Annotated in this window: 27 protein-coding genes; 17 read left to right on the top strand and 10 right to left on the bottom strand. The window is 64.5% G+C overall.

Annotation, left to right across the window (positions count from 1 at the left end; all coding sequences use genetic code 11):
- Positions 1-136: 136 nt before the first annotated feature.
- The 6 genes from EN862_RS18935 to EN862_RS18910 all read right to left on the bottom strand — a co-directional run bounded on the left by EN862_RS18935 (position 137) and on the right by EN862_RS18910 (position 5,518).
- On the bottom strand, positions 137-937 hold the full coding sequence (locus EN862_RS18935; RefSeq protein WP_127865567.1) for an inositol monophosphatase family protein: 801 nt from the start codon (positions 935-937) through the stop codon (positions 137-139).
- Positions 938-974: 37 nt separating this feature from the next.
- Entirely contained in the window at positions 975-1,541 is a 567-nt protein-coding gene (gene efp / locus EN862_RS18930) for an elongation factor P (protein ID WP_042645720.1), read from the bottom strand.
- Positions 1,542-1,658: 117 nt separating this feature from the next.
- Positions 1,659-2,840, bottom strand: a complete 1,182-nt coding sequence (locus EN862_RS18925; RefSeq protein ID WP_245519643.1) for a tetratricopeptide repeat protein — start codon at positions 2,838-2,840, stop codon at positions 1,659-1,661.
- 1 nt (position 2,841) lies between these two features.
- On the bottom strand, positions 2,842-3,489 hold the full coding sequence (locus tag EN862_RS18920; protein ID WP_127865568.1) for a thiamine phosphate synthase: 648 nt from the start codon (positions 3,487-3,489) through the stop codon (positions 2,842-2,844).
- A 109-nt stretch (positions 3,490-3,598) separates the two neighbouring features.
- A complete protein-coding gene (locus tag EN862_RS18915; protein ID WP_127865569.1) occupies positions 3,599-4,237 on the bottom strand; it encodes a PH domain-containing protein in 639 nt (212 codons plus the stop codon).
- A 177-nt stretch (positions 4,238-4,414) separates the two neighbouring features.
- A complete protein-coding gene (locus EN862_RS18910; RefSeq protein ID WP_127865842.1) occupies positions 4,415-5,518 on the bottom strand; it encodes an adenylate/guanylate cyclase domain-containing protein in 1,104 nt (367 codons plus the stop codon).
- Between the two features lie 160 nt (positions 5,519-5,678).
- Here EN862_RS18910 and EN862_RS18905 point away from each other — a divergent pair, with 160 nt between their 5' ends.
- Complete coding sequence (locus EN862_RS18905; protein WP_127865570.1) at positions 5,679-6,113, top strand: SRPBCC domain-containing protein; 435 nt, start codon at positions 5,679-5,681, stop codon at positions 6,111-6,113.
- 162 nt (positions 6,114-6,275) lie between these two features.
- Here the strand turns inward: EN862_RS18905 and EN862_RS18900 are convergent, their stop codons facing one another.
- Complete coding sequence (locus EN862_RS18900) at positions 6,276-6,734, bottom strand: GNAT family N-acetyltransferase (protein ID WP_127865571.1); 459 nt, start codon at positions 6,732-6,734, stop codon at positions 6,276-6,278.
- A gap of 161 nt (positions 6,735-6,895) precedes the next feature.
- On the opposite strand from EN862_RS18900, the gene EN862_RS18895 reads away from it, so the two are divergent.
- Positions 6,896-7,657 (top strand): sulfite exporter TauE/SafE family protein, encoded by a 762-nt coding sequence (locus EN862_RS18895; protein ID WP_127865843.1) that lies wholly within the window; start codon positions 6,896-6,898, stop codon positions 7,655-7,657.
- A 45-nt stretch (positions 7,658-7,702) separates the two neighbouring features.
- On the opposite strand, the gene EN862_RS18890 is transcribed toward EN862_RS18895, so the two are convergent.
- Positions 7,703-8,254: a DUF2269 family protein gene (locus tag EN862_RS18890; protein WP_127865572.1), complete on the bottom strand. Its 552-nt coding sequence runs from the start codon at positions 8,252-8,254 to the stop codon at positions 7,703-7,705.
- A 558-nt stretch (positions 8,255-8,812) separates the two neighbouring features.
- Between EN862_RS18890 and EN862_RS18885 the strand changes: the two genes are divergently transcribed.
- The 6 genes from EN862_RS18885 (at position 8,813) to EN862_RS18860 (ending at position 14,092) form a co-directional block, all read left to right on the top strand.
- On the top strand, positions 8,813-9,343 hold the full coding sequence (locus tag EN862_RS18885; RefSeq protein ID WP_042645727.1) for a DUF1465 family protein: 531 nt from the start codon (positions 8,813-8,815) through the stop codon (positions 9,341-9,343).
- 299 nt (positions 9,344-9,642) lie between these two features.
- Positions 9,643-10,707 carry a glycosyltransferase family 2 protein gene (locus tag EN862_RS18880; RefSeq protein WP_127865573.1) on the top strand — a complete coding sequence of 355 codons (1,065 nt, stop codon included), beginning with the start codon at positions 9,643-9,645 and terminating at the stop codon, positions 10,705-10,707.
- 126 nt (positions 10,708-10,833) lie between these two features.
- Entirely contained in the window at positions 10,834-11,343 is a 510-nt protein-coding gene (gene ruvC / locus EN862_RS18875) for a crossover junction endodeoxyribonuclease RuvC (protein ID WP_127865574.1), read from the top strand.
- 10 nt (positions 11,344-11,353) lie between these two features.
- On the top strand, positions 11,354-11,974 hold the full coding sequence (gene ruvA, locus EN862_RS18870) for a Holliday junction branch migration protein RuvA (RefSeq protein WP_127865575.1): 621 nt from the start codon (positions 11,354-11,356) through the stop codon (positions 11,972-11,974).
- 43 nt (positions 11,975-12,017) lie between these two features.
- Positions 12,018-13,055 (top strand): Holliday junction branch migration DNA helicase RuvB, encoded by a 1,038-nt coding sequence (gene ruvB, locus EN862_RS18865; RefSeq protein ID WP_127865576.1) that lies wholly within the window; start codon positions 12,018-12,020, stop codon positions 13,053-13,055.
- A 134-nt stretch (positions 13,056-13,189) separates the two neighbouring features.
- Entirely contained in the window at positions 13,190-14,092 is a 903-nt protein-coding gene (locus EN862_RS18860; RefSeq protein WP_127865577.1) for a metallophosphoesterase, read from the top strand.
- An 8-nt stretch (positions 14,093-14,100) separates the two neighbouring features.
- On the opposite strand, the gene EN862_RS18855 is transcribed toward EN862_RS18860, so the two are convergent.
- Both EN862_RS18855 and EN862_RS18850 read right to left on the bottom strand, forming a co-directional pair.
- A complete protein-coding gene (locus tag EN862_RS18855; protein WP_127865578.1) occupies positions 14,101-14,790 on the bottom strand; it encodes a glutathione S-transferase family protein in 690 nt (229 codons plus the stop codon).
- Between the two features lie 46 nt (positions 14,791-14,836).
- Positions 14,837-16,090 carry a cellulase family glycosylhydrolase gene (locus tag EN862_RS18850; RefSeq protein WP_127865579.1) on the bottom strand — a complete coding sequence of 418 codons (1,254 nt, stop codon included), beginning with the start codon at positions 16,088-16,090 and terminating at the stop codon, positions 14,837-14,839.
- Between the two features lie 53 nt (positions 16,091-16,143).
- Between EN862_RS18850 and ybgC the strand changes: the two genes are divergently transcribed.
- The 9 genes from ybgC (at position 16,144) to ftsH (ending at position 26,211) form a co-directional block, all read left to right on the top strand.
- Entirely contained in the window at positions 16,144-16,617 is a 474-nt protein-coding gene (ybgC, locus tag EN862_RS18845; protein ID WP_127865580.1) for a tol-pal system-associated acyl-CoA thioesterase, read from the top strand.
- A gap of 310 nt (positions 16,618-16,927) precedes the next feature.
- Positions 16,928-17,638, top strand: coding sequence for a protein TolQ (gene tolQ, locus EN862_RS18840; protein WP_127865581.1), 711 nt, complete (start codon positions 16,928-16,930; stop codon positions 17,636-17,638).
- Between the two features lie 15 nt (positions 17,639-17,653).
- Positions 17,654-18,109, top strand: coding sequence for a protein TolR (gene tolR / locus EN862_RS18835; protein ID WP_112101581.1), 456 nt, complete (start codon positions 17,654-17,656; stop codon positions 18,107-18,109).
- A gap of 7 nt (positions 18,110-18,116) precedes the next feature.
- Positions 18,117-19,271 (top strand): cell envelope integrity protein TolA, encoded by a 1,155-nt coding sequence (locus EN862_RS18830; RefSeq protein WP_127865582.1) that lies wholly within the window; start codon positions 18,117-18,119, stop codon positions 19,269-19,271.
- Positions 19,272-19,312: 41 nt separating this feature from the next.
- Positions 19,313-20,626 (top strand): Tol-Pal system beta propeller repeat protein TolB, encoded by a 1,314-nt coding sequence (tolB, locus tag EN862_RS18825; protein ID WP_127865583.1) that lies wholly within the window; start codon positions 19,313-19,315, stop codon positions 20,624-20,626.
- Positions 20,627-20,901: 275 nt separating this feature from the next.
- Positions 20,902-21,408 carry a peptidoglycan-associated lipoprotein Pal gene (gene pal / locus EN862_RS18820; RefSeq protein WP_042645746.1) on the top strand — a complete coding sequence of 169 codons (507 nt, stop codon included), beginning with the start codon at positions 20,902-20,904 and terminating at the stop codon, positions 21,406-21,408.
- Between the two features lie 216 nt (positions 21,409-21,624).
- Positions 21,625-22,785, top strand: coding sequence for a tol-pal system protein YbgF (gene ybgF, locus EN862_RS18815; protein ID WP_127865584.1), 1,161 nt, complete (start codon positions 21,625-21,627; stop codon positions 22,783-22,785).
- Positions 22,779-24,173 (top strand): tRNA lysidine(34) synthetase TilS, encoded by a 1,395-nt coding sequence (tilS, locus tag EN862_RS18810; protein WP_127865585.1) that lies wholly within the window; start codon positions 22,779-22,781, stop codon positions 24,171-24,173. The genes ybgF and tilS overlap by 7 nt, the downstream gene beginning before the upstream one ends.
- A 103-nt stretch (positions 24,174-24,276) precedes the next feature.
- Complete coding sequence (ftsH, locus tag EN862_RS18805; protein ID WP_127865586.1) at positions 24,277-26,211, top strand: ATP-dependent zinc metalloprotease FtsH; 1,935 nt, start codon at positions 24,277-24,279, stop codon at positions 26,209-26,211.
- The last annotated feature ends 136 nt before the right edge of the window (positions 26,212-26,347 follow it).

The raw sequence follows: 26,347 nt of genomic DNA, 5'->3' as shown, positions 1-26,347 counted from the left end.
ATTTCAAGCTTCCGTTGCGGTTTTGCGACTGCGCCGCCGCGCGTCCTTTCGACGCTGCAGCACTTTAATTTGCGCACGAGCCTTTCCGAGAATCGATTCCGACTTTCGGACTAAGGGCGTCAGCGCGACTTGCCGGTCAACGAGGAGCCAGCGGCTTCTTCACGGTCTTGAGCAGCGCGCGCTGGATGAGCTCGTTGCCGGCAACGACCTCGCCATTGTCCAGCATGTCCTGCGCGCCATCCATGTCGGAGACGAAGCCGCCGGCTTCGCGCACCAGAAGGATGCCGGCGGCGATATCCCAGGACGACAGGCCGGTTTCCCAGAAACCGTCCATGCGTCCGGCCGCGACATAGGCGAGATCGAGCGCGGCGGAGCCCAGGCGACGCACGCCCGAGACTTCCGCCATGACGTTGCGCAGCTCGATCAGGAAATTGCCGTGCTGGCCGCGGCCGAGATGCGGCACGCCGCAGCCGATTACCGCGTCGGTCAGCTTGGAGCGCCCGGCAACGCGCAGCCGGCGGTCGTTCATGAAGGCGCCGCCGCCGCGCTCGGCCGTGTAGAGCTCGTCCATCGCCGGATTGTAGACGACGCCGGCAACGACCTGGCCCTGGCGCTCGAGCGCGATCGACACCGAGAAGAGCGGGATGCCGTGCAGGAAGTTGGTGGTGCCGTCGAGCGGATCGACGAGCCAGCGGTGCTGGGCGTCCTCGCCTTCGACGGCGCCGCGCTCCTCCATCAGGAAGGCATAGCCCGGCCGCGCCTTGGAGAGCTCAGCAAAGACGATCTCTTCGGCCTTGCGGTCAGCCTGGCTGACATAGTCGCCCGGTCCCTTCATCGAGACCTGCAGGTTCTGCACCTCGCCGAAGTCGCGCGACAGCGAGCGGCCGGCCTTCATCGCGGCCTGGACCATGACGTTGAGGAGAGCGGAACGCGCCATTTTTTCTTCCTGGCTTTTTCTTCCTACGGGCCGGCGCTTAGTCCGCGCGGCGCATATAGGTGATTTCGTTGGTGTCGACGATGATGCGCTCCCCGGCCGAGATGAAGGGCGGCACCAGAACGCGGATGCCGTTTTCCAGAACGGCCGGCTTGTAAGAGGAAGCGGCCGTCTGGCCGCGCACCACCGGATCGGCCTCGGTGACGGTCAGCGTCACCTGGTCGGGCAGCGAGATGCCGATCGGCCGCTCTTCATAGAGCTGCACCGTAACCATCATGCCGTCCTGCAGGAAAGCGGCGCGCTCGCCGACGAAGTCCTTGGCCAGTTCGAGCTGCTCGTAGCTTTCGGTGTCCATGAAGACCAGCGCGTCGCCCTGCTCGTAAAGGAAGGAGAAGTCCTTGAGGTCGAGCCTTATTTGCTCGACGGTTTCGGCCGAGCGGAAGCGCTCGTTGAGCTTGGTGCCGTTGATCAGGTTCTTCAACTCGACCTGGTTGTAGGCGCCGCCCTTGCCGGGCTTGACGGTGTTGGTCTTGACCGCCACCCACAGCCCGCCATCGTGCTCGATGACATAGCCGGGACGGATTTCATTGCCACTGATCTTGGCCATGTTGAACTGATCCGGAATGAGATTTTCTGGCGCGGTCGCGCTTCGGCGCCTCCAAGACCACAAATTGCACATAGTGGCAAGGGCGGGGGGCCCAAGCGATCGCCGCGGCGACGCGCTTCAAGGCAGGCGATTTGCCTTTTGCAGCGCCTGCTTGGTCTGGTCGTCGTCGAGGCCCTGCAGGAAATCGTCCATCTGCGGGTCGATCAGCCCGGCGCGGCGGGCGACGATGTACCAGGCGCCGGCGAGGATCAGGTCGGGGTCCGTGCCGATGCCGCCCATATAGAGCTTGGCGAGGCGGTTCTGGGCGGCGACATTGCCGCCTTGCGCCGCCCGCTTCATCCAGGCAAAGCCGGATTTCAGGTCACGCTCGCCACCGCGCCCCTCGATCATCCAGGCGGCGAGATCGATCTGCGCCGTGTCGTAGTTCTGCCGCGCGGCTTGCGCCAGGAGGATACGCGCCTGGCCGTCGTCATGCGGCTTGCCGCCGGCGCCATTGGCATAGAGCTGCGCCATCGCATATTGCGCGTCGGCAAGGCCGGTGGCGGCCGCGCGTTCATAGTAGACAGCTGCTTTGGCAAGCCCGGCATCGCCGGGATCCTGCTGGACAAGCAACTGGGCGAAGTTGAACTGCGCAAGCCGGTTGCCGGCCTCGGCCGAGGCCTGCATCAGCGCGAAGGCTCCCTTTTCGTCCTTCTTCACATAGCGGCCGTCGAGCAGCATCAGCGCGTATTGGAACTGCGCCTCCGGCACACCCTGTTCGGCGGCCAGCCCATACCATTTTGCGGCCTCGGCCGGATTGAGCGGCACGCCCAGCCCGCGCGACAGGATTTCGGCCACCAGCGTCTCGGCCGCCGGATCGCCGTTCTTGGCGCGCTCCACGGCAAGATTGTAGGCGGTCTTGTAGAGGCCGCGCTGGAAGGCGCCATAGGCGGCGTCCGGCTGCTTGGCGCCGAAACGGTCGGGATTGACGGTGTCGGCTGATGGCGGCGTCATGGTGGCAGGCTGCGGCAAGGTGTTCTGGATCGGCTTGTCGATATGCGGATCGCCGCCGAACCTGCTCGCAGCCGGGGCGCCGGTGTCCGGCGTGGCTGTGTCCGGTTTACCCGTGCCCGTCGTGCCCGCTTCCGGCTTGGTCGCATCCGGCTTGGCTGCGTCGGGCGCGCCCTTGTCCGGCGCATTCGTCTCCGGCCGGGGCTGGGGCAGAGGCACGGTTTGGGCCGCGCTCGCCGTTTCGCCCGGCCAGCAAGCCGGAGCCAGCAACCCGGCCAGGACGGCCAGAGGAAGCACACGCAGGCGCATGTCAGTCCTCGAAACGCGGCGCGGTTTCATCGAGCAGCGCGTTGGCGGCGGCGATCGCCGCCGCGGGATCGCGCCCATCGGCGAAGACGGCACTGGACAGGGCCACGAACTCGGCTCCGGTCGCGGCCACCGTCTCGACGGAAGCAAGCTCGGAGCCGCCCATGACGATGCAGGGGATCGAGATCATCTCCGCCCACCATTCGCCGAGGGCAAGGTTGCGGTGATGCGGCTCCGGCTTGTTGTCGTAGCCGAAGCGGCCGAAGAACATGTAGTCGGGCCGTTCCTCGCCGAGTTCCAGCGCCTCGTCGCGCGTCTTGGCGCCGCCGGCGCCGATCATCATCTTGCCGGCCAGGCGCTCGATCGTCTCGGCAAGCTCCCGCGGCTTTGCCTCGACATGGATGCCGTCGGCCTGGACGCGGCCCGCGATGCGGCTGTCGCCGGCGATGATCACGGCGATGCCGGCGCCTTGAGCGATCGGCACGATCCGTTCGGCGAAGGCCTGGAAGGAGGCGTCGTCCATGCCGTTGTCGGGCAGGATCAGCGAAGCGATGTCGCCGCCCTCGAAGGCCGCGCAGATATGCTCGGCCGGTACGAGCGGCGGCACGATCAGCACGATGCGGCAGCGATTGGGCGGGGTTAAATCGTTCATTGGCCTTCGATCCCGGTTTCGCCTATGCCGGGCGAAGATGGTTGCATTGCGGCATAGAGCAAAGCGCAGGGTTTGAACAGGCTGGGCCGCGCAGCGGCGCGGATCGGTTTCAACGCCTGCTGTCGTGTCTCGTCTTCATGACAAGGTCAAACACGCGCCGCGGATCCTGGATTCCGATAAATTGCGGGACCGGGTCAAGAGCCGGAAACCATCCGGTCATCCTTGGATAGCCGGAGAGCGGATAGCCCGACGCAGCCGCTCCGAAACGCAAAGTGCCTCTCGTCGCGGTTTCCCCCGTCAGTTGAACATCGGGAATGCGGTCGAGGTCGATCGACGTGAAATTGGCGGATGGAGCCTGGCGCATAATGAGGACGCGCTGGTTCGTGACGGCGTAGTGTATCCGCCGTCTCAACCATGCATCGAATACAAACCTGCCGAAAACGAAAAAGAGCCCGATACAGACGAACATCGCGCCCCAGGCGTCGAAGAACAACGGCGCGCCCTGTTTTGTCGCCATATAAGTCCAGAAAATCGCGAAGCCGCACCAAAGCAGGCTGAATGGTATCAGGAAGATATCGCGACCTGAGAAAAGCAGACCTTGTGCGGGGATTCCGCTCCACAAAATGCGCTCATGCGGCAACAGCCGACCTTGAAGAAGCTGATTTTCCACGCCGCCCCACCACTTTGCACGGCTCATTTCATCGCATAAGTGATGCGGACAGAGAAGGGCGGACATGGTGTAGAACATTCGCAACCGGCCGGATTTCTTCGAAGGCGATAGTTGCCTCGGTCGCCCGGAGGGTGCCAGCCACATCGGTGGGAAACTGGGATAGATCGGCGAGGGGTGCCAGCGGTGAACCGCTCCATCCCTTTGTCTCTACGCAATTCCGGACGGAAAACCGCTCACCCTTTTCCTGGAATCGCTCTAAATTGACCCGTCCGGCAGGCTGAAGACGGCGCACGGTCTGACAATTCCGCGCAATTGGTGTTCGCCCAGCGGGACCAGGGGCGTCGAGGTTTCCGCCGCGACAGCGCCGGAGATCAGGACGCTCCGTCCAAGCGGCCGGCACAGGCCTTCTAGCCTGCTGACAAGGTTCACGGCCGGGCCGATCGCGGTGAAATCCAGACGGTCGGCTGTGCCGACATTGCCCCACACCATGTCGCCGATGTGGAGCGCCATGCCGAACTGCAGTTCGGGCATGCCCTGTCCGGCGCGGACCTGATTGAGCTGCGCCATTCCCGCCCGCGCCGCACCGATCGCGCGCAACGCTGCCTCGCAAGCCTCTGAAGCCGAGCGCTCGCCGACAGGAAAGACCGCCAGCACGCCGTCACCGATGAATTTCAGCACCTCGCCGCCAAAGGCGTGAACGGCGCCGGCGATGCGGTCGAAGCTGGCGTTGAGCGCCGCCACGACCTGCTCGGCGTCCGTCTCTTCCGACAGGGCGGTAAAGTCGCGCAAATCGCTGTAGAACAGGACCGCGCGGATTGTCTCGCCAACCTCGCGCCGCGAACGGCCGGCCAACACCTGCGCCGCGCTGCGTTGCCCGAGATAGGCCTGAAGCAGGGCCGACAGCGTCGACCTGGCGGCGAGAGCGGCAAGCGGCGCGACGGCGAAGCGCGCCACCTGGTCCAGTGTTTTCGATTCGTGCTCCGCGAGGGGGCGTGCCGCGGCCCAGTTCAGTTTTGGATTCCCCGATTGCGCATCCTCGCGCTCGGGGCCAACCGTGTAATCGTGCACGACACCGGTTCCCAGTTCCGCCAGCCATTCGCGTCCGAGATCGCCCTCTCCGGTTCCAGGCATCATGCCGGCGCCAAAACCCAGCGCCTCCATGACGACGCCTGTCTCGGCCCGCCACAGCCAGGCGCGGCGCGTTATGATCGGATGCGGCGCGGCGAGCGTCAGGGCTCCACCGGCGAGCGGCAACCCGTCGTCGACCAGCCGCGCGCCGAGCGTGGCCAGAAAATCATCCGGCTGGACGGCGCCGCCGGCGCTGTCGACCAGCCAGGCGAGAGTTGACGAAAGCCGCATCGATACAATCATGCTTCGGCGTTCCGTCGTTGTCACCAGCGCGAATCGACCCAACGAGATTTTAGTTGAACGGCAGGGCGATTTGGCTTCGAATCGAGAGCGCTGACCCGGCACGACCTGTCAGGCGAGGCGTGTTGGCGCGCAAACCCGGGAGGTTTCGATGGCTGAACCCTTGATCGTTCGTCGCGAGGTACAGATCGCGGCGCCGCCGGCGACGGTCTTCGCCTTCCTGACAGATCCGGACAAGATTGTGCGCTGGATGGGGACGGAGGCAACGGCAGAACCCAACCCCGGCGGTCTCTATTTGCTGAATTTGGGAGGAAGAGCCACGGCTCGCGGCCAATTCACCGAGGTCATACCCGTCCACCGCCTTGCCTACAGCTTCGGCTGGGAGGGCAACGACCGGACGCCGCCCGGTTCGAGCCTTGTCGAAATCGATCTGGTCGAAGAGCCGGGTGGGACGCGGGTCAAGCTCACCCATAGCGGCCTCGCCGACCGAGAGATTTGCGACAGCCACGAGAAGGGCTGGACGCACTATCTGGGTCGGCTCGCAATCACCGCCGCCGGTGGCGACCCGGGACCGGACAAGATGTAGGGCAGCGGCGCAATTGCCGACAGTCAGCGGCCGATCGCTAGTGCGTTTCACCGTTTCACGGAAACGGCGAAACGCGCTATCTCGTTGTTTTTACGCAATTCCGGACGGAAGGCTACGGCGAAGGCGCCGAGCCTAACCGCTCACACTTTTCCTGGAATTGCTCTAGAGTTCGAGCTTGTAGCCGATATGGCTGGCCTTGAAACCGAGGCGCTCATAGAAGCGGTGCGCGTCCAGCCGGCTCTTGTTGGTCGTCAGTTGCACGACCCGGCAGCCGCGCTCGCGGCATTTGTCGATCGCCCATTCCAACAGGCGCTGTCCCAGCCCCTCGCCGCGCCGGCTCGACGCGACGCGCACGGCCTCGATCTGGCCGCGCCACGCGCCGCGCTGCGATAGGCCGGCGAGAAAGGTGATCTGGAGCGTGCCGATGACGTCATCGCCATCGGTCATCACCGCGAGCAACTGGTTCGGATCGCCGTCTATCGCCGCGAAGGCGTCCAAATAGGCTTGCGACAATGGCAGGGTCGCGTCTTCGCGGGCCCGGCCCAGCGCATCGTCCGCAAGCATCGCGACGATGGCCGCAACGTCCGCTTCGATCGCCCGGCGAATGCTGATGGCGTTCATTTCCACACCTCGAAATATCGGGCCGACCGACTGCGGACCTTGGCGGAGCGGCCGGTCGCCTATATTGGCCGCAATAGCGGATGCCGGCATTAATGACTATCCGGGCGGCGCTGTTGTGCGCTATGGCTGGGTTTCCCGCCTTCTCCAACCTTTTCTTACCGATGTCAGGCCTGCTCAGCGATCCGTGGTTTTATGCCGCCGCCATTCCGGCGGTGATCCTAGTCGGCCTGTCGAAAGGCGGCTTCGGCGGCGCAGTCGGCTTCGTCGGCGTGCCGTTGATGGCGCTGACCATCCCGCCGGTTCAGGCGGCGGCCATCCTGCTGCCGATCCTGTGCCTGATGGACATCGTTTCGGTGTGGACATGGTGGGGCGTCTATGACCGCAAGATGCTGGTCGATATGATGCCCGGCGCCGTCATCGGCATCGGTCTCGGTTGGCTGACCGCGGCCCTGGTGACCGAGGAGATGGTGCGGCTGATCGTCGGCGCCGTCGCGCTGGTCTTCGTGCTGCGCTGGATCTACCTGCAGTTCCGCCACGGCGCCGGTCATGCGGCTGAGCCGAACCGCATTGCCGCCGCCTTCTGGGGCACCGTCGCCGGCTTCACCAGCTTCGTCGCCCATGTCGGCGGTCCGCCCTTCCAGGTCTATGCGCTGCCGATCCGGCTCGACCCGAAAGTGCTGTCGGGGACGGCGGCGATCTTCTTTGCCGCCACCAATGCGCTGAAGCTCATCCCCTATTTCGCGCTCGGCCAGTTCGACACCACCAACCTCACGGCCTCGGCGGTGCTGATGCCCTTGGCGCCGCTCTCCACCATCGCCGGCGCCTGGCTGGTGCGCCGCATGCGGCCGGAAATCTTCTATCCGTTCACCTACGCCACCGTCGCAGTGGTCGCCGTCAAGCTGCTGTGGGACGGCTTGATGTAGAAGCTAAGCGGCCATTCGGCCGCCTCGCTCCAAAAATCGCGACGCTCAGGCGGCGCTCGGCGCCATCTGGCGACCGCCGCCGAAGCCGAGCGCGGCGCCTAGTGCAACCACCATCGCCATGCCGGCCAGAATGCCGATGTCGTGCAGAGTCGGCTTCAGCACCATGTCGGCGATGATCACCAGCATCACCGCATAATCGAGACGCGCCCATTTCATCATGCGCTGGCCGATGGCAAGGACGGCGGGAGTGATGCCCTGCTCGGCGACCATGGCGCCCATGCGCTCGCCGGTCGGCTTGAAGACCAGCATGCCGATCGAGAAGGTCGTGGCATAGCCGACGAGGCCGATGACAATCCACAGTTCGGTGAAGCCGACCCAGAAGCCGCACATGACGAGACCGAAAATCAGCGTCAGCATCGACATCGGCGCGAAGAACTTGCTGCCGAGCTGGCCGGTGGCGCGCATCGCCTGCAGCTTGTCCTCGATGTTGCCGGCGCGCTCGGCCAGCACGCCGAGCAGGAACAGCACGAAGCCGCCGCCGACCCACAAAATAGCCGAAACGACGTGAAGGAATTTGACGATCGAATACCAATCCATGGTTTGCTCCCGGATGTGCTTGTTGATTTGCGCCGACGCGGGTTTGCGTAGCGCTTGAGAGGAGCGGCCTTTTGCGTGGCGCGTGTTTCGGAACGATGCCGCGGCAGCGGCCGCCATGTTTCGAAGCCGCGAGAGGTGTTCGGAAAATCCGGCTTTTGGTCGATCTCGACAGGGAGGCCGCTGTCCTGTTCCGGCACAGGAAAGCGCGTTCGCTTAAAAAATCGCCGCCGCGTTAAGGCTTCGTTAAGCTTTACAGGCGTTTACTATCCGCATCCAGTTTTGCTGGATTCTTACCGAGTGGTTGGAGCCACTTTGTTTGACGCCTCCCTGTTAAACTCCTGAGAGCCGCCTTATCCGCGGCTCTTTTTTTGTCCGCGCAAGGCAGGCCGTTGCCTTCCGCCGGCGGATAGCTGGAACGCGGCCGGCGTTAACCGTTTGTTAAACATGCGCTTGCCTTCATGAGCGTCGAAGCGCATTTTCAAGCCTCAGTCATTTAAGGGTGCGGGCCATGTCGGCAAGGATTGCCGAATCGGCTTGCGGCAGTGCAGGGGCGTATCGATGAACGAGCCTTCGAAGGGCAGCGCGAAAACCATCAAACTGGCGGAGCGCCGGGTTTTCTCCCAATCCTTCAAGCCGCTCTATCAGGAAGGCATGGGGCTGGTCGAACAGGCCGCCGAATATCTCGATGGCAAGGGCAGGCTCGAGGCCAAGAAATTGTCGCGCACGGCCGCGACCCTCTATGCGGCCGAGTCGATGCGGCTGACCACAAGGCTGATGCAGGTCGCTTCCTGGCTTCTGCTGCAGCGCGCGGCGAATTCCGGCGAGATGACGCGCGACCAGGTCGCCTCGGAGAAATCCAAAGTGCGGCTCGATACCGCGTCGGCGCATGACGAGGCGCTCGGCTGGAACGAGCTGCCGAAGGAATTCCTCGATCTGGTGACGCGCTCGCTGCGCCTGCAGGCGCTGGTGCGGCGCATGGACGAGGAAATCTATGGCGGCGTGGTCGCCGAGACGCACGCCCCCAGCCGGCGGGCCAATCCGGTTTCCGACCAGATCAGCCTTTTGAACACGGCGTTCGCGCGCGGCTGACACCGCAACAAACGCGGCGGTAGCGACGCGCGAACGGGCACCGGCATATTCTTGATCGGATCGCGATTTGGTGAGCCGTTTTGGCCGCAAGTCGAACGTCTGCGATTCCGAGCGCTCTTCAATATTGCGGCGGCCGTCATCGTATTTGAAGGCCATGCCGGCCTTCCCGAAAACGATCACCCTTGCCTGGAAGCGACGGGACCCTAGTTGCAGCCGCTCGCCGCAGCCGGGTCGACCCGAGCCGGATTTGCAAAAAATCACCGTCACTGTGACCAAAGCAGATTGCGAGGCTTGATCCCGTGCATTCGCCATTGGACCGCATTCCAGTATCGATCATCATCCCCAACTACAACTACGAACAGTTTCTCGGACGCGCCATCGACAGCGCCCTCGAACAGGACCACCGCAATGTCGAGGTCGTGGTCGTCGACGACGCTTCGACCGACGCGTCGGTGGCCGTCATCGAATCCTACGGCGACAAGATCCGTCCGTGCCTCAGGCGCAGGAATGGCGGGCATGCGGCTGCGTTCAACACCGGGTTCGAGGCGAGCACCGGGAAGATCATTCTTTTCCTCGACGCCGACGATTATCTCTATCCGAACGCCGTCTCCGAGGTCCTGGACGAGTGGGACGCGGATGTCGTCCAGGCGCAATTCCGACTGCATCTCGTTGATGAGGACCAGCAGATCAAGGATGTCTTTCCCCCTCCGGAACAGCCGTTCGATTCGGGCGACGTCGTGCCGGAATTGTTGCGCAAGGGGCGCTACCATACGACGGTGACAAGCGGGTTGGCGTTCGACCGCGAGGCGCTGGAACCGATAATGCCCATGCCTGAAAGCGATTTCCGGCAAGGCGCCGATGGCTATCTCGCGACACTCGCGCCGCTTCACGGAGAGGTGAAATCCATCGACACCTGCCTTGGCGCCTACCGCATCCACGGTTCCAACCATTCGGTCTTTGCCGAAAAGCTTGCCGAGCGGGCGCGCTGGCGCATGCAGCATGACTTCCGGCGCCTCGAAGCCTTGTCCGGCCGGGCGGCCGAGATCGGCTTGACCGTACCGCCGGATGCAGGCCTTCGCGATCCGGTTCATCTGGAAGAGCGGCTGGCTTCGCTCTGCGTCGACGAGCCCCAGCATCCGGTTGCGACCGACTCCCGGCTGGGGCTGGCAAGAGCGGGCGCCGCCGCCAGCCTGGAAATGAACGCATCCTGGCGGCGGCGGGCTGCCCTTGCGGCCTGGTTCCTTTGCATCGGAATCCTGCCGCGGCGCATGGGCAATGCGGTCCTGGCATGGAAGCTGGTCGCGTCGTCCAGGCCGGCAGTTCTCACGCGGCTGTCGAAAACCATCCGTCGCGTGACGAATTAGGTTCTGGGCATGCCGGCCGCGAGCGCCGGCTCAATGGGATTTCTGGATGCGATCCCAGGATCGTGATCGTTTCCGGTTTGTTCACATTTCGCTGGCATCGCTTGCCGCCGAGGTTAAACTTGGCGCATGGGGGAAGCGATTCGCATCATCGGCATCGATCCGGGCCTGAGGCGCACCGGATGGGGCATCATCGATAGCCTCGGCAATTCGCTGCGCTTCGTCGCGTCCGGCACCGTGCGCTCGGATGACAAGGCGCCGCTAGCGACGCGGCTCTGCCAACTGCATGACGGGCTGGCCGAGGTGCTGCACCAGGCCATGCCGCATGAGGCGGCGGTCGAGCAGACCTTCGTCAACAAGGATGCGACGGCGACGCTGAAGCTGGGCCAGGCGCGCGGCATCGCCATGCTGGTGCCGGCGCGCGCCGGGCTGGTCGTCGCCGAATACGCACCCAATGCGGTCAAGAAGGCGGTGATCGGCGTCGGCCACGGCGAGAAGAAGCAGATCCATATGATGGTCAAGGTGCTGATGCCGAAGGCGGTCTTCGATACCGACGACGCCGCCGACGCTTTGGCCATCGCCATCTGCCATGCGCATCACCGCCCGAGCGTCGCCTATCGGATGGCGATTGCGGGGTGAGGGGAAAATCATGATCGGCAAGCTGAAGGGCACGCTGGACGAGATCGACGAGGATAGCTGCGTCATCGACGTGCATGGCGTCGGCTATGTCGCCCATTGCTCGGCCCGCACGCTGGCATCACTGCCATCACCCGGGGAGGCAGTGGTGCTTTTCATCGAGACCTATGTGCGCGAGGACATGATCCGGCTCTACGGCTTCCAGACAGGGCTGGAGCGCGAGTGGTTCCGTCTCTTGATGAACAATGTGCAGGGCGTCGGCGCCAAGGTGGCGTTGGCGGTGCTGTCGACGCTGGCGCCGGCCGACCTCGCCAACGCGATCGCGCTGCGCGACATCGCCATGGTTTCCCGTGCCCCTGGCGTCGGCAAGAAGGTGGCCGAGCGCATCGTCACCGAATTGCGCACCAAGGCGCCGGCCTATGCGGGCGCGGCCACCGGCACGATCGGCCTCAAGCAGGAGCTCGGCGAAGGGGTGGCCGCAGCACCGATCACGGATGCGGTCTCGGCGCTGGTCAATCTCGGCTATTCGCGCGACATCGCGGCGAACGCGGTTGCGGCTGCGCTGAAATCGGCCGGCGAGGGAGCGGATGCCTCGAAGTTGATCCGCTTCGGCCTGAAGGAACTGGCGCGGTGAGGCAGCGCTTGTTCCGCCATCGGTCCTATGCAAGGAAGGCGGCATGAGTCTTTCGCCCCGCCTCATTGCCCCCGACAAGCGCGGCGAGGATGCCGACCAGACGCTGCGGCCGCAGTCGCTCGACGAGTTTGTCGGCCAGGCGGCGGTGCGCGCCAATCTCAAGGTCTTCGTCGATGCCGCCAAGAGCCGCGGCGAGGCGCTCGACCATGTGCTGTTCGTCGGCCCTCCGGGGCTGGGCAAGACGACGCTGGCGCAGATCATGGCGCGCGAGCTCGGCGTCAATTTCCGTTCGACCTCCGGTCCGGTCATCGCCAAGGCCGGCGATCTAGCGGCGCTGCTCACCAATCTCGAGGAGCGCGACGTCCTCTTCATCGACGAGATCCACCGCCTCAATCCGGCGGTCGAGGAAATCCTCTATCCGGCGATGGAGGATTTCCAGCTCGACCTGATCATCGGCGAGGGACCGGCGGCGCGCTCGGTCAAGATCGACCTCGCCCGCTTCACCCTGGTCGCGGCGACGACAAGGCTCGGGCTTCTCACCAATCCGCTGCGCGACCGCTTCGGCATTCCGGTGCGGCTCAATTTCTACACGGTCGAGGAGCTGGAACAGATCGTGCGCCGCGGCGCCCGCATTCTCTCGATGCCGCTCGGCGACGACGGCGCGGTCGAGATCGCGCGCCGCGCGCGCGGCACGCCGCGCATCGCCGGCCGGCTGTTGCGCCGCGTGCGCGACTTCGCCAGCGTCGCGGGCGCCGCGCATGTCGACAGGAAGATCGCCGACGAGGCGCTCACCAGGCTGGAAGTCGACGCGCTCGGCCTCGACGCGCTCGACCGCCGCTATTTGTCGATGATCGCGCGTAATTTCGGCGGCGGGCCGGTCGGCATCGAGACGATCGCGGCCGGGCTCTCCGAGCCGCGCGACGCGATCGAGGACATCATCGAGCCCTATCTCATCCAGCAGGGTTTCATCCAGCGCACGCCGCGCGGTCGGGTGCTGACCGCCAATGCCTGGCGCCATCTCGGTTTCGACCCGCCGAAAGACATCGCCCAGCAGCAGATCAGCCTGTTCCAGGAAGAGTAACGCAGATTTGTTCGCCGCTCGGCCAAGCAAGGGGCCGATCTGCGCAGAATCTGCGCGGCTTGGCCCAGCTCAGGGCGCAATTGCCGCCTTTAAGGCAGCTTCCTGGTAAAAACCCGAGGGGCTTGGGTCGTTCCATGATCACCAGACGCGGTTTCCTGCGCCTAGTCGGCGGCTCGGCCTTCGCCATGGTGTCGCTCGGCGCCTATGCGGTCGGCATCGAGCCGATGCTGCTGACGCATGTGAAGCGCTATGCGCTGACACCGCCGCATTGGCCGACCGGCCTCAAGCTGCGGGTCGTGGCGCTGGCCGACATCCATGCCTGCCGTCCATGGATGACGCCGGAGCGGATCGCAGCGCTCGCCGAGCAGACCAATGCACTGCAGCCGGACGTCATCGTCATGCTTGGCGACTACCCCGCAGGAACCCGGATGGTTACAGGCTGGGTGAAGGCATCGGAGTGGGCGCCGGCGCTCTCCGGGCTCAAGGCGCCGCTCGGCGTGTTCTCCATCCTCGGCAATCACGACTGGTGGGAGGATCGCTCCGCTCAAGCCGCCGGGGCAGGCCCGACCATTTCACGCAAGGCGCTGGAGGCCGTTGGCATTCCGGTGCTGGAAAACGACGTCGTGCGCCTGGAAAAGGACGGGCAGGGTTTTTGGATCGCCGGGATGGCCGACCAGATTGCGCTTTTGCCGAACAAGGCCAAGGGCCGCAGGGGGCTCACCGGTCTCGACGATCTTCCCGGCACGCTGACCAAGGTCGGCGACACTGCGCCCATCATCCTGCTTGCGCATGAGCCGGACATTTTTCCAAAGGTGCCGCGGCGAGTCTCGCTGACGCTGTCCGGGCACACTCATGGCGGCCAGGTGCGGCTGTTCGGCTATTCACCGGTCGTGCCTTCCGCCTATGGCAACCGCTACGCCTATGGCCATGTCGTCGAGAACGACCGCAACCTGATCGTGTCGGGCGGTCTCGGCTTCAGCATCGCCCCGATCCGTTTCGGGGTGCGGCCGGAGATATTGCAGATCGATCTGGGCTGAACCTTCCATCAGCTGGCGCGGATGGGGGTGCCGTCGGCTTCGTACCCGGTGATGCCAGGCTCCCACCACAGCACCGGATTGTTTCGGAAGCTGGCGCGATCTTCCATCCTGTCCACAAGCGCGCCGATTTTCGGATGCGCGGCGAGCCGGGTATCCAGGTCCAGGGGCCGGTTGGCGATGAAGCGAAGGTGGCAGGTCAGAAAAATGTCGTGGACCGACACGACCTTGCCGAAAAGTCCCTCGCCGTCGCGGTCGATCCGCTCTTCCAGCCACCCGATCAGATGGGCAATGCGTTCGGCGCAGCGCGTCAGATGCGAATTGCCGTGATGCCTCACTCCGGACCATCGCATCTGGCTGATCGTCGTCGCGGCGGTGCCGAGCGTCTGGATCGAGGCAAAGAGCAGCCGGTCCTGCCATTCCGATCCCGCCCGCCACATCGATGGCGCCAGAGCCGGATCATCCCCGGCTCGCTGCGGATAGGTGGCAAGCAGATACTCGGCGATCACGCCGCTATCCCACAGCGTCAGGTCGCCATCACGCAACGTCGGAACCTGAAGCGCCGGCGTCCATTCGGCGCGGGACGCGGCGGATGGCGTTGTGGTTTCCTCCAGCCGCTCGTAGTCGAGGCCGATTTCGTCGAGCACGACGCGAACGCCGCGCGCGAAAGGTGATCCGGTCGTGTAAAGCAGCGAGCGCATAGCCCAATCCCCCGATGCCAGCGCGGAATTGGTAGCATCGCTGGTACTAACGCGGAAGTTGGCGGATTACATCCATCACGTCGGGCTCCGCCCTCTCGCCGTCGAAGGCATCGACGATGCCGAAGGCGCCGCCATAGCTCCACACCGACCAGGAAAAGCCATGCGCCTCGGCGCGGGCGATCATGTCGCGCACATAGGCGGCGCGGTACGCGGCCGGCATGACGAAGCCGTTGCCGTATTCCTTGCGGATCATGCCGAACTCACCAAGCGTGATATCCTGCGGCTTGATGCCGTTGGCCTTCGCCCAGGCGTCGACCGTCCTGAACGGCGCATCCATGACGGCGGCCAGCTTTTCGGGACTGTCCATCGTCGCCACCTGCTCGTCGAGATAGGCGAGCAGGCCGCTCCGCCGCGCCCAGGGCGCCTCGGCCCTTATCCGGTCGCGGATCGTGTCCAGCGTCATGTCCAATTGCGCCTTCGGAACGGCTGTCAACGGATAGGGCAGGCCGGTGACGTATTGGATGAAATCGCCGGCCCAGGTCGCGCCCTGGTGTGTCAGAAGGAACGGATCGTAGGAATGGAAGGCCCAGAGGATGTTGTCGTCCGGGATCGCCTTCGGGTCGACTTTTGCCAGGGAGGCCGCATTCGAATAGCAGCCGCCGGTCAGGATCAGCGTGAGCCTGGTGGCGGAAGCTCGCGCGGCCGCGAACAGCTCTTTCTGGCGGTCGGGCCAAAGATTGGTGCCGTTCGCGTCGCAATCGACGATCGGCTCGTTCATCAATTCGAGCGCGACCTGGCCGGGGTCTTCCTTGGCCAGCGTCCGCGCCATCTTTCGCACCAGCTCGGCATAGGCATCGAAGACCGCCGGATCGCGCATGACCTCGCTCATGCCGATCTTGCGGTTGCCGCCTGCGGGGATCAGATGCAGATCGACGACCACCTTCAGGCCGGCGCGGTTGATCATGCGCGCCGAGTCGAGCACGCTGGCATAGAGGTTGTCGCGAAAGGCCGCGGTCCCGTCCGACAGAAAGGGCGCGGGATCGACCGGCATGCGCAGGAAATCGAGACCGGCATCCTTGAGCGCCTTGAGGTCGTCCTCCTTGAGGAATTTGCGCCACTCCGGATAGGGCAGGATCGCCTGGCGGTCGCCCCATTTGTCCTCGGTGGGCCAGGTGACCCACTGGTCGAGATTGAGGCCGCGTTTCATCGAGAACGTCGCCGCGCCGGCTGGAAGCGCAAGCACGGCGAGCGCACAAAGCGCCGCCATCAAGGTCTTGATCATCGTGCCCAACAGTGCCATCCCGTTCCCGCGCGACAAACACCTGCCTCTATGGGCCAGAAAAGGAAAGCGCGATGGACGATCATGGTGAATCGGCGGCGCTCTGCGCCGGGCTTTCCGGCGCGCTGACGGATTTCGGCCACCGGCTGATGGCGAGGGTCTACTATGCCGACACCGATTTCTCCGGCGTCGTCTATCATGCGCGCTATCTCGAGTTCCTCGAACGCGGCCGCTCCGACTATCTGAGGCTGACCGGCGTCCACCACACCGAACTTCTCGACGGCAAGCATGGCGAGCGCATCGTCTGGGTGGTGCGGCGCATGGAAATCGACTTTCGCTCGCCGGCCCGCATGGACGACATCCTGACCATCGACACCCGCACCGACGAGATTTCCGGCGCCCGCATCTTCATGGGGCAGCAGCTGAAGCGCGGCGGCGATGTGCTGGTCGAGGCGAAAGTCGAGGCCGCGATCGTCGGCGAAAGCGGCAGACCCAAACGCTTCCCTAGAGAATGGATAGCGGCCTTCACGCAGAAAACGACGGGCTAATCCGCGGCGCTTGCCGAATTCAGCAGGCGTATTTTCCAGACGCTTCTCGACGAGCTCTGCCGATGGCCAAGCGCGGCAATGCGCCGCGCCTGACATCCTAACCCATCCTTAACCATAACGGTTCATGAAGGAATCGGCGAAGATTGGCGCAATTCGTGCGCCTTCCTTTCACCAATATTTGCCTCGAAAAGGCCGCGAAACGGTGCATTCGGGGCGTGTCCCGCAAGCTTCACGCTTCGCGCGATCGGACCAAAGGGATGCCCATGGGCCAGCCGCCAGCGATGCCCGGAAAATCTTAAGGACTTAAGTGATGGAAAATATCGCACTCGCCGATCCGGCAGCGCATTTATCGATCTGGGCTCTGTTCATGCAGGCCGGCTGGGTGGTCAAGCTGGTCATGATCGGCCTGCTCTGCGCCTCGATCTGGACCTGGGCGATCATCATCGACAAGCTGGTCGCCTACGGCCGCATGCGTATGGCGCTCAACCGCTTCGAGCAGGTGTTCTGGTCGGGGCAGTCGCTGGAAGACCTCTACCGCACGCTCGCCGATCGCAAGACCACCGGCATGGGCGCGATCTTCGTCGCCGCCATGCGCGAGTGGAAGAAAAGCTTTGAAAAGGGCGCGAAATCGGCGCTGGCGCTGCAGACCCGCATCGACAAGGCGATGGACCTGGCGCTGACGCGCGAGATGGAGAAATTGGAGGGACGCCTGGGCTTCCTCGCCACCACCGGCTCGGCGGCGCCCTTCATCGGCCTGTTCGGCACCGTCATCGGCATCATGACGTCGTTCCAGGCGATCGCCGCCTCGAAGAACACCAGCCTGTCGGTGGTGGCGCCCGGTATCGCCGAGGCGCTGCTCGCCACCGCCATCGGCCTGCTCGCGGCCATCCCGGCTGTCATCGCTTACAACAAGCTGTCATCGGACGCGAACAAGATCGGCATGCGCATGGAAGGGTTCGCGGACGAGTTCTCCGCCATACTCTCGCGCCAAATCGATGAAAAAGTAGCGCAGAAAGCCTGAGGAACGATCATGGGGATGTCTGCTGCAGGGGCAAGCGGTTCAGGGCGAGGCGGACGCGGCCACAGGCGGCGCGGCCGCCACCACGCGCTTATGTCGGAAATCAACGTCACGCCGATGGTCGACGTGATGCTGGTGCTGTTGATCATCTTCATGGTCGCGGCGCCGCTGCTCACCGTCGGGGTTCCGATCGATCTGCCGGACACGCAGGCCAAGGCGATGAATGTCGATACGCAGCCGATCACCGTCTCGATCGACGCCACCGGCAAGATTTTCCTGCAGGAAACCGAAATCCCGATCGAGGAACTTGTGGCCAAGCTGCAGGCGATTTCGAAGACCGGCTATGATGAGCGCATCTTTATCCGCGGCGACAAGTCGACCGACTACGGAACGGCGATGAAGGTCATGGCTCGCATCTCAGCGGCCGGCTACAAGAATATCGGCCTGGTCTCATTGCAGGAACAGGACCAGTAACACGACGATGCGGACCGGCCTCACCTCATCGGTCATCTTGCATGCGGTAGCGCTGGCATTCGGGCTGTTCACGCTGTCGTCGCCGCCGGCCATGCCGACCTCCGACGTGGAGTCGGTGGCGGTGGACATCGTGCCGATGGAAGCCATCGCGCAGACGCTGCAGGGCGACAAGAAGTCGGTCATGCATGATAAACCGGCGCCGGTTCCGACGAAGCGACCGGATGTCGTTCCTGATGCCCAGAAGGTCGGCGAGAACACCGTCGACACCGACAAGGCGGTGACCGACGAAGCCAAGCCGAAGCCGGTCGAGAAGACGGCGGCGCCGCCGCCCGCGCCGACGCCGACCGAGAAGCCTGCCGTCGAGGACGTGCCGAAGCCGCAGGAGAAGCCGAAGCCGACGCCTGCAACGGAAGTCGCGCCGACACCAACGCCGAAGGAAGAGGTCAAGCCCGAGCCGGTCAAGCAGACGGAGCCCAAGCCGACACCGACCAAGCAACCGGCGCCGACACCGCCGAAGGACACGACCGCCGCCATCCCGAAGGAAGAGGTGAAGCCGGACGCCGTCGCCGAGGCGATCGATCAGCAGCAGCCGACCGAGGAAGCCAAGCTGCCGGATTCCGCGCCGGCGCCGGAAGCACGGCCGAAGCCGCAGCCGGCCCAGGCCGAGAGCGCCAAGGCGCCGGACCGCAAGGACGCGGAAAAGCCGGTGAAGGAAGCATCTTCCAAGAAGAAATCGGACGAGAAGCAGTTCAACGCCGACGAGATAACCGCTCTGCTCGATAAGCAGAAGCCGTCCGGCGGCGGCGCCAAGCGCTCGACCCAGCAGGCTTCGCTGGGCGGCGAGAAGGATCAGGGCCAGAAGCTCTCCAAGTCGGAGCAAGGGGCGTTGGAGGATCAGCTCGGGAGTTGCTGGACCCTTCCGGTTGGACTCGAGGGTTCTGAAAACTTCACCGTGGTCATCCGTTTCAACCTGAATGCCTCCGGCAAGCTCGAGGGCCGCCCGACCGTCGAGAAGTCCAGCGGCAACCCCCAGTTCGACGCCAGCGCGGTTCGCGCCGTGCAGAAATGCGATGTCGCGGGTCTGCAGGTTCCCGCCGGAAAGCAGGACATCTGGTCTGACATTCGCGTCAACTTCGATCCGAGAGCGATGCTTGGCCTGTAGCCGGAGCATCCAAAAGAAATCAGCAAGAGAAGCGAGAAGACATGAAATCCATCCTCAAGCCGCTCCTGATGGTCGCCGCAATGGCGCTGGGCATAAGTTCGGTCGCCACCTTGCCCGCCTGGGCAACTCTTGAGCTGAACGTCAACAAAGGCAATGTCGAGCCGATGCCCATCGCCATCCCCGACTTCCAGGGGGGGCTTGGCCCGCAGATATCGGAGATCGTAACGGCCGACTTGAAACGGTCGGGGCTGTTCGCGCCGATCGACAAGGCCGCCTTTGTCGAAAAGATCACCAACCCGGATGCCTCGCCGCGTTTCGAGGACTGGAAGGTCATCAACGCGCAGGCTCTGGTGACCGGCAGCGTGAGCAAGGAAGCGGACGGCCGCATCCGGGCGCAGTACCGTCTGTGGGATATCTTCGGCAATCAGCAGATGGCCGGTGAGCAGTTCTTCGCCAACGACGCCAATCAGCGCCGTGTAGCGCATATCATCGCCGATGCGATCTATGAGAAGATCACCGGCGAAAAGGGCTATTTCGATACACGCGTTGTCTTCGTCGACGAATCCGGCGCCAAGAACGCGCGCAAGAAGCGGCTCGCCATCATGGACCAGGACGGCGCCAATGTGCGCTACCTGTCGGACGGCCGCGCGATCGTGCTGACGCCGCGCTTCTCGCCGAACCGGCAGGAAATCACCTACATGTCCTATGAGAGCGGGCAGCCGAAGGTCTACCTGCTGCAGATCGAGACCGGGCAGCGCGAGCTGGTCGGCAATTTCCCGGGCATGACGTTTGCGCCGCGCTTCTCGCCCGACGGCCAGAAGGTGATCATGAGCCTGCTGCGCGACGACGGCAATTCCAACATCTTCGCCATGGACCTGAGAAGCCGCTCGACCACGCGGCTCACCGATTCGACCGCTATCGACACCTCGCCGTCCTATTCGCCGGACGGTTCGCAGGTCGTCTTCACCTCCGACCGCGGCGGCGGCAGCGGGCGCTCGCAGATCTACGTCATGGGCGGGGACGGCTCGAACCCGCACCGCATCTCCTTCGGCGACGGCGTCTATTCGACCCCGGTCTGGTCGCCGCGGGGCGATCTCATCGCCTTCACCAAGCAGAGCGGCGGCGAATTCCAGATCGGCGTCATGAAGACCGACGGCTCGGGTGAGCGCATCCTGTCCTCAGGCTTCCAGCAGGAGGGTCCGACCTGGGCGCCGAACGGCCGCGTCTTGATGTTCTTCCGCGACTCGGGCGGCGGACCGAAGCTGGTCTCGGTCGACCTCACCGGCCGCAACGAGCAGCCGATCCCGACCGCGAACTATGCTTCGGATCCGGCTTGGTCGCCGTTGTTGGAGTGAGGGGCGGGGAACTGAGGAATTGAAGAACTGAAGAATTGAGGAAATGAAGAAGCGGAGAAGGGCTCAAATCCCCGCTTTTCATGTCTTGGTCGCGTTTTGGCCGCATTTCCGCCTACGGTCCGCGCCCATTGTCGATCTTGGTAAATGCGTGGATGCGTAACGGCCGAGGACGGCGGCTCGAAACCAAAAATTAACCGTGTTTCTTGAATGCCGGTTAACCCAAACGTGGTTACTGGGTGATCAACGAAATCACTCGAATGCGAAGGAGAGGCGGCATGGGCCGTATCGCAGCACTTACCCGAAACCCGGCCATGATCGCGCTGGTGGCGGCTCTCGCCATCACCGGTTGCGCCTCGAAGAAGACTCCGAACAGCGCGGCCGATCTCGGCCTCAACGGCGCCGGCGCCGCCACGCCGGGTTCGGCGCAAGACTTCACCGTCAACATCGGCGACCGCATCTTCTTCGACACCGACTCCTCGTCGATCCGCGCCGACGCGCAGACCACGCTGGCGCGCCAGGCGCAGTGGCTCAACCAGTATCGCCAGTACGCCATCGTCATTGAAGGCCATGCCGACGAGCGCGGCACGCGTGAGTACAATCTGGCACTGGGCGCCCGCCGCGCCGCCGCCACCCGCGACTTCCTGGTCTCCAAGGGCGTCTCCGCCAGCCGCCTGAAGACCATCTCCTACGGCAAGGAGCGTCCGGTCGCGGTCTGCGACGACATCTCCTGCTGGTCGCAGAACCGCCGCGCCGTCACCACGCTGTCGGGCGCCGGTTCCTAAGGGCTTATCGCCGCGACGTCGGTCCGGCGCACCGAGGGCGGCAAAAATACAACATCCCGGACATGAAAGGCGGCCTCAGGGCCGCCTTTTTCATTTGCAACACCCCGAAACAAAATTTGGCCGAAGTCTCGCGTCCTGCTATGAGCGCGAGGGCGCTCCTCCCCCTGTTCTGATTTGGAAAGGCGCATCAGGCCAACACCCACCGCGAGAGACAGAATGCATTTTAGAACGGTCCTGAGCGGCACGCTTGCGCTGCTGCTCATATCAAGCCTCCCAAGCCTCGCCGCGTCGGCCGACGGCGCCGGACAGGCGTCAGGCAGCGGCTTTACCTTCCATCTGCCGACGCTCGGCATCTTCGGCGACAAGAAGAAGCCTGAACAGGCGCAGATCGCGCAGGATAGCGGCGGCGGCGTGACCGGTCTGGAAGACCAGCTGCGCCAGCTGAACGGCAAGATCGAGGAGATGAATTTCCAGATCCTGCAGATGCAGGAACAGATCCGAAAGCAGCAGGAAGACAATGAGTTCCGCTTCCAGCAGCTCGAGGGCGGTGCGCAAGGCGGCGCCAAGCCGACCGGGCAGAAGAAATCGGACGCCGCGCCTCAGGACGGAACCGGCGGCAACACTAACCTCGGCGATGCCGGCACCGGGGATTCCGGCACCGGCGACGCCGGAACCGGCAACAGCGTCGCCCAGGCTCCGGTGACGCAGGCGCCGGCCGATACCGGCGGGCAAAATGGCGGCGGCAAGACGGTCGGCGACGTCATCGTGGAGTCGCAGACCGGCGATCCCGGCAAGCTGATCACCGGCGCGCCGCCGAAGAATTTCGGCACCATCACCGTCGACAAGAACGGCAATGTGGTCAATGCCGAGTCCGACCCGCAGGCCAACGCACCGGCGCAGGCTCCCTCGGCTACGGCAAGCGCTCCTTCCGCCGAAACGCCTGCCAAGAAGAACAAGGCCGGCGACACACAAGTCGCGGCCCTGCCGTCGACCAACGATCCGGACGAGCTCTACCGCAATTCCTACCAGTTCATCCTGTCGGGGGACTATCCGACGGCCGAACAGGGTTTTCGCGACCATATCTCCCGCTTCCCCAAGGACGCGAAGGCTGCGGACGCGCATTACTGGCTGGGCGAGTCGCTGCTCGGTCAGCAGAAATACCGCGACGCGGCCGAGATCTTCCTCGCCGCCAGCAAGGACTACCCGAAGGCCAAGAAGGCGCCCGACATGCTGCTCAAGCTCGGCGTTTCGCTGGTCGGCCTGAAGCAGAACGACGTCGCCTGCGCCACCTTCAACGAGATCGGCAAGCGCTATCCCGATGTTTCCGTCACGCTCAAGGAACGCATCAAGCAGGAAAAGGCTCTGGCGGCGTGCTGACGCCCGATACCAAGCCTGACCTTTCAACCAGACTTTTCACCGACCTGGACTTTTCGACCGGCGCCGTTGCGGCCGTGTCCGGCGGCAGCGACTCGACTGCCCTTCTTCTCCTTCTCAAAGATCACCTCGACCGCACCGTATCGGGCGCCAAACTGCTCGCGGTGACGATCGATCACGGCTTAAGGCCGGACTCGGCCGTCGAGGCGCGGCTGGTTGCCAGCTTCTGCGCCGGGCGCGGCATCGCGCATCGCATTCTTGCCTGGCACGGCGACAAGCCCGCGACCGGCCTGCCGGCGGCCGCGCGCGAGGCGCGCTACAGGCTGCTTGCCGAAGCAGCCGATGCCGAAGGCATCAAGCTGATCCTGACCGGCCACACCGCGGACGATCAGGCCGAGACGGTGCTGATGCGGCAGGCGCGCGAGGATGACGGCCGCGGCCTTGCCGGCATGGCGCCCGCAACGCTCTTCGACTGGCGCACCTGGATCGTCCGGCCGCTGCTCGGCACAAGGCGCGCGGCGCTGCGCGACATGCTGCGGCATCGCGACATCGGCTGGATCGAGGACCCGACCAATGTGGATGTCCGCTTCGAGCGGCCGCGCATCCGCGCGGCGCTCGCGCAGGGCGAGGGCGAACGGTGCGTCGCCGAGGCGCTGGCGCGGTCGGCCCAGGCGGCTCGTGAGCGCCACGACATCGGTCGCCGCGCCGCCAGGCTCATCGACGCATTCGCCAGCAGACCGGTTCCGGGCCTCATCCGCCTCGATCGCGATTTCGCTGGGCATAAGGACGGCCAAGCGGCCATTTACGCGCTGCGCATCCTGCTGGCCACGGTTGGCGGCATGTCGTTCCTAGTAGACGAGGCGCGTTGCGCCGCATTGCTTGCCCGCCTGCGCTCCGCGCCGCTTTGCGCCACATTGTCGCGGACGGTGGTCGACGCGCGCCGGTTCGGCATCTTCCTTCGCCGCGAGAACCGCAACCTGCCCGCCGCCGCTCCACCGGTAGACAACCAGCTTTGGGACAACCGACGCCGCGTCACCTTGGGTGGGCGCATCACTTTGAAAGACCAACCGGGCGGTTTGGTGATCGCGCCGCTTGGGGCTGCGGCTGCCGGGCGAGCGCCCCCGATCGAGGATATCCCACCAAGCCTGTCGCGCGCAGCGCTAGCCGCGGAGCCATCGCTGTGGTCCGGCGGCGAACAGCTTGATTTTGCTGGCGGCAATGCCGGCCCGCAACCGGTGTCTGTCGTTCCGGCGGTTGCCCCTTTTGCACGCTTCCTGCCGTCCTTCGACCTTGAGCCGGCTGCCGCCGTCGCGGCGCTTGTCTGCGCACCGCCGTTGCCGGCGTCGCCATTTCGCGGCCATGATGGTGGGAGAGGGTGGGCGAAAGCTTAACCGATACATGCTGTTCTGCTTGGCAAGGGGTGACGCTCTCCCTATGTTAGGCCAAGCTTCTCAATCATCGCGGGCCCGCAGGCGGGCCCCAACGGGACAATAGATGAATCCGAATTATCGCAACCTCGCGCTCTGGGCGATCATAGCGGTCCTGCTCATCGCCCTGTTCAATCTGTTCCAGACGCCCCAGACGCGCGGTGCGACGACGGATATCCCCTATTCACAGTTCCTGCAGGACGTCGCCTCCGGCCGGGTCAAGAGCGTGACCATCGCCGGCGCCCGCGTCTTCGGCAACTACACGGACAACGCCAACGGCTTCCAGACCTATTCGCCCGGCGATCCGTCGCTGGTCTCCAGGCTGCAGGACAAGAACGTCACCATCACCGCCAAGCCTGAGACCGACGGCTCCAATTCGCTGTTCGGCTACCTGATCTCGTGGCTGCCGATGATCCTGATCCTCGGCGTGTGGATATTCTTCATGCGCCAGATGCAGTCCGGCTCCGGAAGAGCGATGGGCTTCGGCAAGTCGAAGGCCAAGCTGCTCACCGAGGCGCATGGCCGCGTCACCTTCCAGGATGTCGCCGGCGTCGACGAGGCCAAGGAAGACCTCGAAGAGATCGTCGAGTTCCTGCGCGATCCGCAGAAGTTCCAGCGCCTGGGCGGCAAGATCCCGCGCGGCGTGCTCTTGGTCGGCCCGCCCGGCACCGGCAAGACGCTGCTCGCCCGCTCGGTCGCCGGCGAGGCCAACGTGCCGTTCTTCACCATTTCCGGCTCGGAGTTCGTCGAGATGTTCGTCGGCGTCGGCGCAAGCCGCGTCCGCGACATGTTCGACCAGGCCAAGAAGAACGCGCCCTGCATCATCTTCATCGACGAAATCGACGCGGTCGGCCGCCATCGTGGCGCCGGCCTCGGCGGCGGCAATGACGAGCGAGAGCAGACGCTGAACCAGCTGCTGGTCGAGATGGACGGCTTCGAGTCCAACGAGTCGATCATCCTGATCGCAGCCACCAACCGGCCCGACGTGCTCGATCCGGCGCTGCTGAGGCCCGGCCGTTTCGACCGCCAGGTGGTGGTGCCGAATCCCGACATCGTCGGCCGCGAGAAGATCCTCAAGGTGCATGTGCGCAACGTGCCGCTGGCGCCCAATGTCGACCTCAAGGTCATCGCGCGCGGCACGCCCGGCTTCTCCGGCGCCGACCTGATGAACCTCGTCAACGAATCCGCGCTGATGGCGGCGCGCCGCAACAAGCGGCTCGTCACCATGGCCGAGTTCGAGGACGCCAAGGACAAGATCATGATGGGCGCCGAGCGCCGCTCGTCGGCGATGACGCAAGCCGAGAAGGAGCTGACCGCCTATCACGAGGCGGGCCACGCCATCCTGGCGCTCAACGTGCCGACGGCTGATCCGCTGCACAAGGCGACAATCATCCCGCGCGGCCGCGCGCTCGGCATGGTCATGCAGCTGCCGGAAGGCGACCGCTATTCGATGAGCTACAAGTACATGATCTCGCGGCTCGCGATCATGATGGGCGGTCGCGTCGCCGAGGAGTTCAAGTTCGGCAAGGAGAACATCACCTCCGGCGCCTCCTCCGACATCGAACAGGCGACCAAGCTGGCGCGCGCCATGGTCACGCGCTGGGGCTTCTCCGACAAGCTCGGCCATGTCGCCTATGGCGACAACCAGGAAGAGGTCTTCCTCGGACACTCGGTGGCCCGCACGCAAAACATCTCCGAAGAGACGGCGCAGATCATCGATGCCGAAGTGCGGCGGCTGATCGACGATGCCTATTCGACCGCCAAGTCCATCCTGACCAAGAAGAAGAAGGAATGGATCGCGCTCGCCGAGGGGCTGCTCGAATACGAGACGCTGTCGGGCGAAGAGATCAAGCAGCTGATCGCGGGCAACAAGCCGGCCCGCGACCTCGGCGACGACACCCCGCCCAGCCGTGGTTCGGCGGTGCCGAAGGCCGGCACCGGCGGCCGCCGCAAGAAGGGCCCTGAGCCCGAAGGCGGCATGGAACCGCAGCCGTCAAGCTGAGGTTGGTGCGCGAAAGACCGATCGAGAAACGCCGCGGCTTGGTCCGCGGCGTTTTTGTTTGGGATTTGGAGACAAGAAGGCTTCCCTCGCCGGGGCGCCAGATATCGCCTAACAGCAGATCCTCGGACACGCCCGA

Source organism: Mesorhizobium sp. M2E.F.Ca.ET.219.01.1.1 (genome assembly GCF_004016445.2).
Classification (GTDB): Bacteria; Pseudomonadota; Alphaproteobacteria; order Rhizobiales; family Rhizobiaceae; genus Mesorhizobium.
The sequence above is the reverse complement of the archived record's forward strand: the minus strand, read 5'-3'. Positions and strand labels throughout refer to the sequence as shown.